The 6,945-nt window shown below is 68.4% G+C and carries 6 protein-coding genes; 3 read left to right on the top strand and 3 right to left on the bottom strand.

Translation table 11 applies throughout. The features are described 5' to 3' along the window. Both FXF52_RS17860 and FXF52_RS17855 read left to right on the top strand, forming a co-directional pair. A partial coding sequence (locus tag FXF52_RS17860; RefSeq protein ID WP_148798047.1) for an RNA-guided endonuclease TnpB family protein occupies positions 1 to 1,284 on the top strand: 1,284 nt, incomplete at its 5' end. A gap of 11 nt (positions 1,285 to 1,295) precedes the next feature. Continuing rightward, complete coding sequence (locus FXF52_RS17855) at positions 1,296 to 3,116, top strand: acyl-CoA dehydrogenase (RefSeq protein WP_148798046.1); 1,821 nt, start codon at positions 1,296 to 1,298, stop codon at positions 3,114 to 3,116. A gap of 22 nt (positions 3,117 to 3,138) precedes the next feature. On the opposite strand, the gene FXF52_RS17850 is transcribed toward FXF52_RS17855, so the two are convergent. From FXF52_RS17850 to FXF52_RS17840, 3 genes are all read right to left on the bottom strand, one after another. Then, positions 3,139 to 3,855 carry a hypothetical protein gene (locus FXF52_RS17850; RefSeq protein WP_148798045.1) on the bottom strand — a complete coding sequence of 239 codons (717 nt, stop codon included), beginning with the start codon at positions 3,853 to 3,855 and terminating at the stop codon, positions 3,139 to 3,141. A 463-nt stretch (positions 3,856 to 4,318) separates the two neighbouring features. Beyond that, positions 4,319 to 4,816: a DinB family protein gene (locus FXF52_RS17845; RefSeq protein ID WP_148798044.1), complete on the bottom strand. Its 498-nt coding sequence runs from the start codon at positions 4,814 to 4,816 to the stop codon at positions 4,319 to 4,321. A gap of 170 nt (positions 4,817 to 4,986) precedes the next feature. Beyond that, complete coding sequence (locus FXF52_RS17840) at positions 4,987 to 5,640, bottom strand: TetR/AcrR family transcriptional regulator (RefSeq protein WP_255472071.1); 654 nt, start codon at positions 5,638 to 5,640, stop codon at positions 4,987 to 4,989. Here FXF52_RS17840 and FXF52_RS17835 point away from each other — a divergent pair. Further along, positions 5,584 to 6,867 (top strand): NAD(P)/FAD-dependent oxidoreductase, encoded by a 1,284-nt coding sequence (locus FXF52_RS17835; protein ID WP_255472069.1) that lies wholly within the window; start codon positions 5,584 to 5,586, stop codon positions 6,865 to 6,867. The genes FXF52_RS17840 and FXF52_RS17835 overlap by 57 nt on opposite strands. The last annotated feature ends 78 nt before the right edge of the window (positions 6,868 to 6,945 follow it).

The following is a 6,945-nucleotide window of genomic DNA, read 5'->3' as shown; positions in this document are numbered from 1 at the left end:
TCCGGATTGCGGGACCGGCAGGTGCGGGACCGGTGGCTGGCCGACGGCACACACGTGCAGTTCGCCGTGTTGGCGAATGCGTGGAAGGAAACCGTCCGCGACGCGATGGCCGACATCGCCGCGAACCTCGAGGCGGCTAAAGTGCAGGTCCGGCGGGCGATCAGCCGACGCACCAGCGATCCGGGCGAGCGGAAGCGGATGTTCACCGCCTTGAAGGCCGACCGGTGGGCGCAGGATCCGTTCCTGTCTCGGCAGATGCGCAAGCACTGGAAGCGTGGCCGCAACCGCACGCATGATCAGATCGTGGTGCGCGCCGACAATTACAACACGATCGTTGATGGGCGGGGCCGGTTGTGGCTGGCGGTTCCCGGTCTCGAACCCCGCAAGATGGTCAAGATCCCGCTGTCCACGACCGTCGCCCCGACGGGGACGTTGCGGCTGATCCTGCGTGGCGGCCGAGTCGAGGTGCACTACCAGATCGACGCGTCGCAGATGCGCTCATCACAGCGGCCGTGCGGTGAGGCGACGGTCGGTGTGGACAAGGGCTACACCGAAGCCCTGACCGACTCCGACGGCCAGCCCCACGGTGAACAACTCGGCGAGTTGCTGACCGCCGAGTCGGACCGGTTGAAGGAACGCAACCGCCGGCGGGCGAAGCTGCGCTCGATCGCCAACACCGCCGCCCGCAATGGTGATCACGCGAAGGCGCACCGGATCACGGCCAACAACCTCGGCACGATCAAGCGGGACCGGCAGGCCGCCCGGCACCGGGCGCGGGTGCGCACGGAGATCTTCACCGCCGTGCACGAGGTCGTCGACAAAGCGAACACGGTGATCGCCGAAGACCTCACCAAACGCTTCACCAGCCGTAAGAAGCTACCCAAGAACATGAACAGGCGTCTCGCCGCGTGGACCAAAGGAGTCACCGCGGAGGCGCTGAAAAGCGTGTCGGAGCGTAGAGGTTCTGCGCTCGTTCCCGTCAACGCCGCCTACACCTCACAAACCTGCCACCGCTGCGGCGCCTTCGGCCGCCGCAGCGGGGACCGGTTTCACTGCACGGAGTGCGGGGTGGTGTGGCAGGCCGACGTGAACGCCGCGATCAACATCCTGCACCGAGCCGGCGACCCCGACATCGCCCTGCACACCCCACACCAACGGGTGAAGCAGATCCTGCAGGACCGGACCGATCGCCACCGGACCAGACTGCCGGTCCAGGACTCCAGCCCAGCCACCGCAGGGCGGAGAGCGAACCATCCGAACCACTCAACTATGAGCAACGAGTAGGAAGCAGACCTGTGTCGTCCTCGTCCACCCTGTTGTCCCGCCGCGACCTGTCGTTCCTGCTCTACGACTGGCTGGACGTGGCCCGGCTGACCGAGCGGCCCCGCTACGCCGAGCACTCCCGGGAGACCTTCGACGCGGTGCTGGACCTCTCCGCCCGGGTCGCCGCCGAGCAGTTCGCCACCCACAACAAGGCCGCCGACGCGGCCGAACCCACCTTCGACGGGCGCCGGGTGCACACCATCCCGCAGGTCAAGGCCGCGCTGGACGTCTTCGCCCAGACCGGGCTGCTGGCCGCCACCATGGACACCTCGATCGGCGGCATGCAGCTGCCGCACGCGGTCGCCGCCGCCTGCTACGCCTGGTTCCAGGCCGCCAACGTCAGCACCGCCGCGTACCCGTTCCTCACCCTCGGCAACGCCAACCTGCTGCTCACCCACGCCAGTGCCGAGCAGATCGACACCTGGGTGCGGCCCATGGTCGAGGGCCGGTTCTTCGGCACCATGTGCCTGTCCGAGCCGCAGGCCGGCAGCTCCCTGGCGGACATCACCACCCGCGCCGAGCCGCAGGACGACGGGACGCACCGGCTGGTCGGGACCAAGATGTGGATCTCCGGCGGGGACCACGAGCTGGCCGAGAACATCGTCCACCTGGTCCTCGCCCGGATCCCCGGCGGCCCGCCCGGAGTGAAGGGCCTCTCGCTGTTCATCGTGCCCAAGGTGCTCCTCGACGCCGACGGCACGCTCGGCCCGCGCAACGACGTGGTGCTGATCGGGCTCAACCACAAGCTGGGCTACCGGGGCACCACCAACACCCTGCTCAACTTCGGCGAGGGGGTGCACCGGCCGTACGGGCGGCCCGGGGCGGTCGGCTACCTCGTGGGCGAGCCGCACCACGGGCTCGCGCAGATGTTCCACATGATGAACGAGGCGCGGATTGGCGTCGGCGCCGGTGCCACCGCCCTCGGCTACACCGGCTACCTCAAGTCGGTGGCGTACGCCCGCCAGCGCCCGCAGGGGCGGCCGGTCGCCGACAAGGACCCGACCAACCCGCAGGTGCCGATCGTCGCGCACGCCGACGTCCGCCGGATGCTGCTGGCGCAGAAGAGCTACGTGGAGGGGGCGCTCGCGCTGATCCTCTACTGCGGCCGGCTGCTCGACGAGGAGAAGACCGCCCCTGCGGAGGCCGACCGCAACCGGGCCCACCTGCTGCTGGAGCTGCTCACCCCGATCGCCAAGAGCTGGCCGTCGCAGTGGTGCCTGGCCGCCAACGACCTGGCCATCCAGGTGCACGGCGGCTACGGCTACACCCGCGACTACGACGTCGAGCAGCACTGGCGGGACAACCGGCTCAACGCGATCCACGAGGGAACCCACGGCATCCAGGCGCTGGACCTGCTCGGCCGGAAGGTCACCATGCGCGACGGGGCTGGGCTGGAGTTGTTGCTGGAGACCGTCCGGGGCACGGTGACCCGGGCGTGGAAGGCGGAGGGGGAGGCGGCCGGACTGGCCGGGCAGCTTGGGACGGCGACCGACCGCATCGCGGTGGTCACGCGGCGGCTGTGGGGGACCGGTGATCCGGAGCTGGCGCTGGCCAATGCCTCGCTTTATCTGGAGGCGGTCGGGCATGTGGTGATCGCGTGGATGTGGTTGGAGCAGTTGCTCGCCGTGGAGACGCTGGGTTCGCCGGACGGCGCGGAGGGGAAGTTCCTGGCGGGGAAGCGGCAGGCGGCGCGGTACTTCTTCCGGTACGAGCTGCCGCGGACCGGGGCGCAGTTCGACCTGCTGGACAGCCTCGACCGGACCACCTTGGACGCCCGAGAGAGCTGGTTCTGACCATCGGCGAAGAGAGCCGGCGTTACTGACAAGGGCGGCTACTGCCCGGTGCTTTGCCTCGGCCCCACTGCACCTGGAACACCACTGGGGTGTCGAAGTCGTCGCTGGTGGCATCGGCGGTCGGGAACAGCCGCCGCAGCAGCACGAAACGGATCCAAACGCCGTCGCGTTGCGTTACCACGATCGACTCGCCGATTTCGGAACCTCTCACGCTGCAGCTGGTCTCCGGGGTTACCACATAGAAGAAGATGCCGTCCTGGTTGACCCCTGTCAGTCCGATCTGGATCGAATCGTCGCTCGTCGAGACTTCGTGGCGCCAGCTTGCGGTCACCTTCTCCGTACGCGGAAGCGTGGTGCTCGTCATCGTCGGTGCCGTTGCGGTGCGACTGCTTGTGGCGGGGCCGGCCGAGACGCCGGGAGGGGTGGAGCCGATCACCTGCGGTGTCCTCGGGTCGCGGTCGAGCGCGAGGATGCTTGCGAGCCCGGCGGCGGCGACCACCAGACCTGCGGCTACCGACCACGGGAGAACGCGATGCCGTCGAGGCTGTTCGTAGGTCCTTGCCGGAGTCTCGCCCGGGGTGCCCGCGGCACGGTTGCGGACCAGTGCGATCCGGTTGCCGCCGTTGCGGCTGCGGCGCTGCGGAATCGGCTGACCCCGGCCGCGCAGCTCGGATTCCACCTGGTGAAACAGGGTGTCCATGTCGAGCGGATCCGGGCCGCCCGGTACGCCGTTCTCCAAGGCGCCCAGCAGCGCCGCGGTGAAGGCGGTGTACCTGTTTCCCGGTGGGGCCAGGGCCAGTGTCGTCTCAGCGGTGGAATGACTCTGATCAGGCTGGCGTCGACGCGCAGCCAGTCAAAGAGCTCAGCCGAAGCTGCGGCGTCGTCCATACTGATCCGTATCTGCATGCCGCCCCTTCTCCGCCCGCCCGAAGACCATCAGTGACCATCCATGATATGACCGGGCCCATTCGTGATCGCACGATCGCGGTCGGCTCCAGTCGGCTCTCACTGCACAGCGGCCGCTTCACCACATAGGACGCCGGATCCGACCTGGCGCAAGCGCGCACGCCGCGTCGGGCGACAACCCGGGTGACGGCGTTGGGGACACTATCTTCGGCAGAGCCGTCTGGGCATCGCCACCGTCGTCAGCCGGTCGTGCTCGACGATGCGCGGTCTGCGGCACAGAAACGGACGCCCGCGCACTACTCGTTGATGAGCTGCTCTCGAAGAATGTCTGCGTGCCCGCAGTGCTGGGCGAGCTCGCGCAGCACGTGGAGATACACCCACCGCAGCGGAAGCGGGCCCCGCCGGTGCCCGTGAAGGATGTCGTCCAGACCCAGGGATGACGTCGCGCGGCGGGATGCTTCGCAGGCCTCGCGGTGTGCGTGCTGGACGCTGGCGATCGTGTCGTCGTCATCAAGGATGAACGACTCCTCTGATGTCGCAGGGATGCCGATCTCAGCGCGCGACCGGCACGTGACGGCTTCGTCAAACCAGACCTTCTCGACGAAGGTCGCGTGCTTCACCAGACCCAGCAGCGTGGTCCGGGAGGCCACCAACGATCGGCGCACCTGTTCCTCTGTCAGCCCGTCCAAGCAGCCATTGAGCGCGCCGCGGTGCTCGTCGAGGAACGCCTCGAACTGGGCACGGGCTGGTTGTGCGACGACCTGGTCGGCGAAGGTAGGCGGGTAGGAAGGCATGGGCGAAGCATTCCAGACCGGTGCCCAGGAGCAACTAGCGGACATCGGCACGAGCGGTCGGCTGGCTTGTCGGTCTCGCAGGTCCGGCCCCTGACGCCCGCTCGGCGGCAGATCTGGATGTCTGATCGAGGTGTATCGATGTTCAGCCGGTACTGGCCTGCGAGTAGAGGTCACGGGCGGGGGTGGCTGGTGATGCCGTCCAGGATGGTGATCAGGTTGTGGTGGAAGGTTTCCTCGGCGTTGAGGTGGGCGCCGTCGATGACGAGCCGGGCGACGGTGGGGTAGCGGCCTGTTTCGAGCATGCGTGTCAGGTAGGGCCCGAGGGTGGCCTGCCAAGCGGACAGGTCCGTGCCGGTTGAACGGGCGGTGCGGCGTTCGGTGATCTCTCTGCGGAGCGCTCCGACGATGAACGCGTTGAGGGTGCCCAGGGCCCGCTGGAGATCGTCGATACCACGCACGCCAGGGGCCTGGCTGAGCGCCGCCGCGGTCGATTCGCCCACGGCGAGCGCGTGAGGTCCTAAGTGTGGCCTTGCGCCGAGCAGGTCGGCGAACCACTCATGATCAAGAGCGGCATCGCGGGTCCGGTGAACGATGGCCAGCACCGTGGCGCGCCACTCGGAGTGCTGGCCGGCCTCAGCGATCTGGGCATACACGGCGTCGACCATCAGATCGAGCAGTTCGGACCTGTTGTTCACGTAGTCGTAGAGCCGCATCGGACCGACGCCGAGCTCTTTGGCGATCTTGCGTACCGATAGCCCGTCGAGGCCGTGTGCGTCGGCGATCCGGATCGCCGTGGCGGCGATCTTGGCGCGGCTCAGCGGCACCGGCGCCGCCCGCGGCTGAGGCTCGGGCCGTTCCCAGACGGGCAGCGGTGCGCTACCGTACGGCGTATCCATGAGATACAGCGTACGGTAACGGAGATGATGATGCGAATTGCGATCGCCGGTGGTGGCCTCGGCGGCCTGACGCTCGCCCGAATCCTGCACCGGCACGGCATCGGCGCGGTGGTGTACGAACGCGAGGCAAGCCGATCCGCGCGAGCACAGGGCGGATCGCTCGACCTGCACCCGGAGTCCGGGCAGCGGGCCCTGGCCGATGCGGGCCTCGCCGGCCGATTCCGGTCCGAGGCACGGCCGGAGGGCGAGGAGCATCGCATCCTCGACCCGGCCGGACGTACCCTCGTGCACCACAAGCCACAACCCGGCTCATTCTCCGGACGCCCTGAGATCGACCGCAGCGCACTGCGTGATCTTCTGCTCGATTCGCTCCCCGGCAACGCTGTGGCCTGGCAGCACCGGCTCGTCGCGGCGACGCCACGACTCGACGGAGGCTTCGCGCTGACGTTCGATGGCGGCCACAGCGCCGACTGCGACGTCCTCATCGGCGCGGACGGCGCACGCTCGGTCGTCCGGTCGCTGCTGACCGAAGCGACACTGTCCTCCGTGGCCACCTTGGTAGAGCTCAGCATCAGCGATGCCGACCGGCACCACCCGAATGTCGCCGAGCTGGTCGGCCCCGGAAACCTCTGGTGCATCGGCGTGAACCAGATCCTGGCAGCGCAACGCCTCGGCGACGGCAGCATCCGAGTCGGCATCTCCCTACCCGCGGACGATCGCCACCTGGACACCTACCGCAGCAAGCGGGCTCTGCTGGACATGTTCGATGGCTGGGATCCCAGCCTCACCGCACTCATCGAAGCCGGCGACAGCCCGCCGACCCCACGCAGGATCGAGGCGATGCCCACCGGTACACGCTGGGCCCACCAACCGGGCATCACCCTCATCGGTGACGCCGCGCACCTCATGCCGCCGGTCGGCGAGGGCGCCAACCAAGCCATGCTCGACGCCGCCGAACTCGCCGCCGAACTCGCCACCAACCCCGCCGACCCCGACTCGGCGATCCAGGCGTACGAGGAGGCGATGTTCAGCAGAATCCACCCGATCGCCGAAATGTCCGCACGAGTCCAGGCAATGATGCTGTCCCCTACCGCAGCCGACGACATCATCCGCTTCTTCACGCCGCGGCCCACCGAGCCGGCACTCGCAGATTGACAACGCGCAACGCAGCCGGTGAGCATTCTGCGGCCGGGCGACGAGAAGTTCCATTGCAGCGATGGCTCCCACCGGTGG

The sequence above is a fragment of the Micromonospora sp. MP36 genome (genome assembly GCF_008119785.1).
In the GTDB taxonomy this organism is placed as follows: domain Bacteria; phylum Actinomycetota; class Actinomycetes; order Mycobacteriales; family Micromonosporaceae; genus Micromonospora.
Note: the sequence above shows the minus strand (reverse complement) of the source record. Positions and strands in the feature narration are given on the sequence as shown.

Bases quoted from the DNA above. Each gene is read 5' to 3' on its own strand.
- FXF52_RS17845 (WP_148798044.1), bottom strand. From the start codon at position 4,816: ATGCCTTCCTACCCGCCTACCTTCGCCGACCAGGTCGTCGCACAACCA.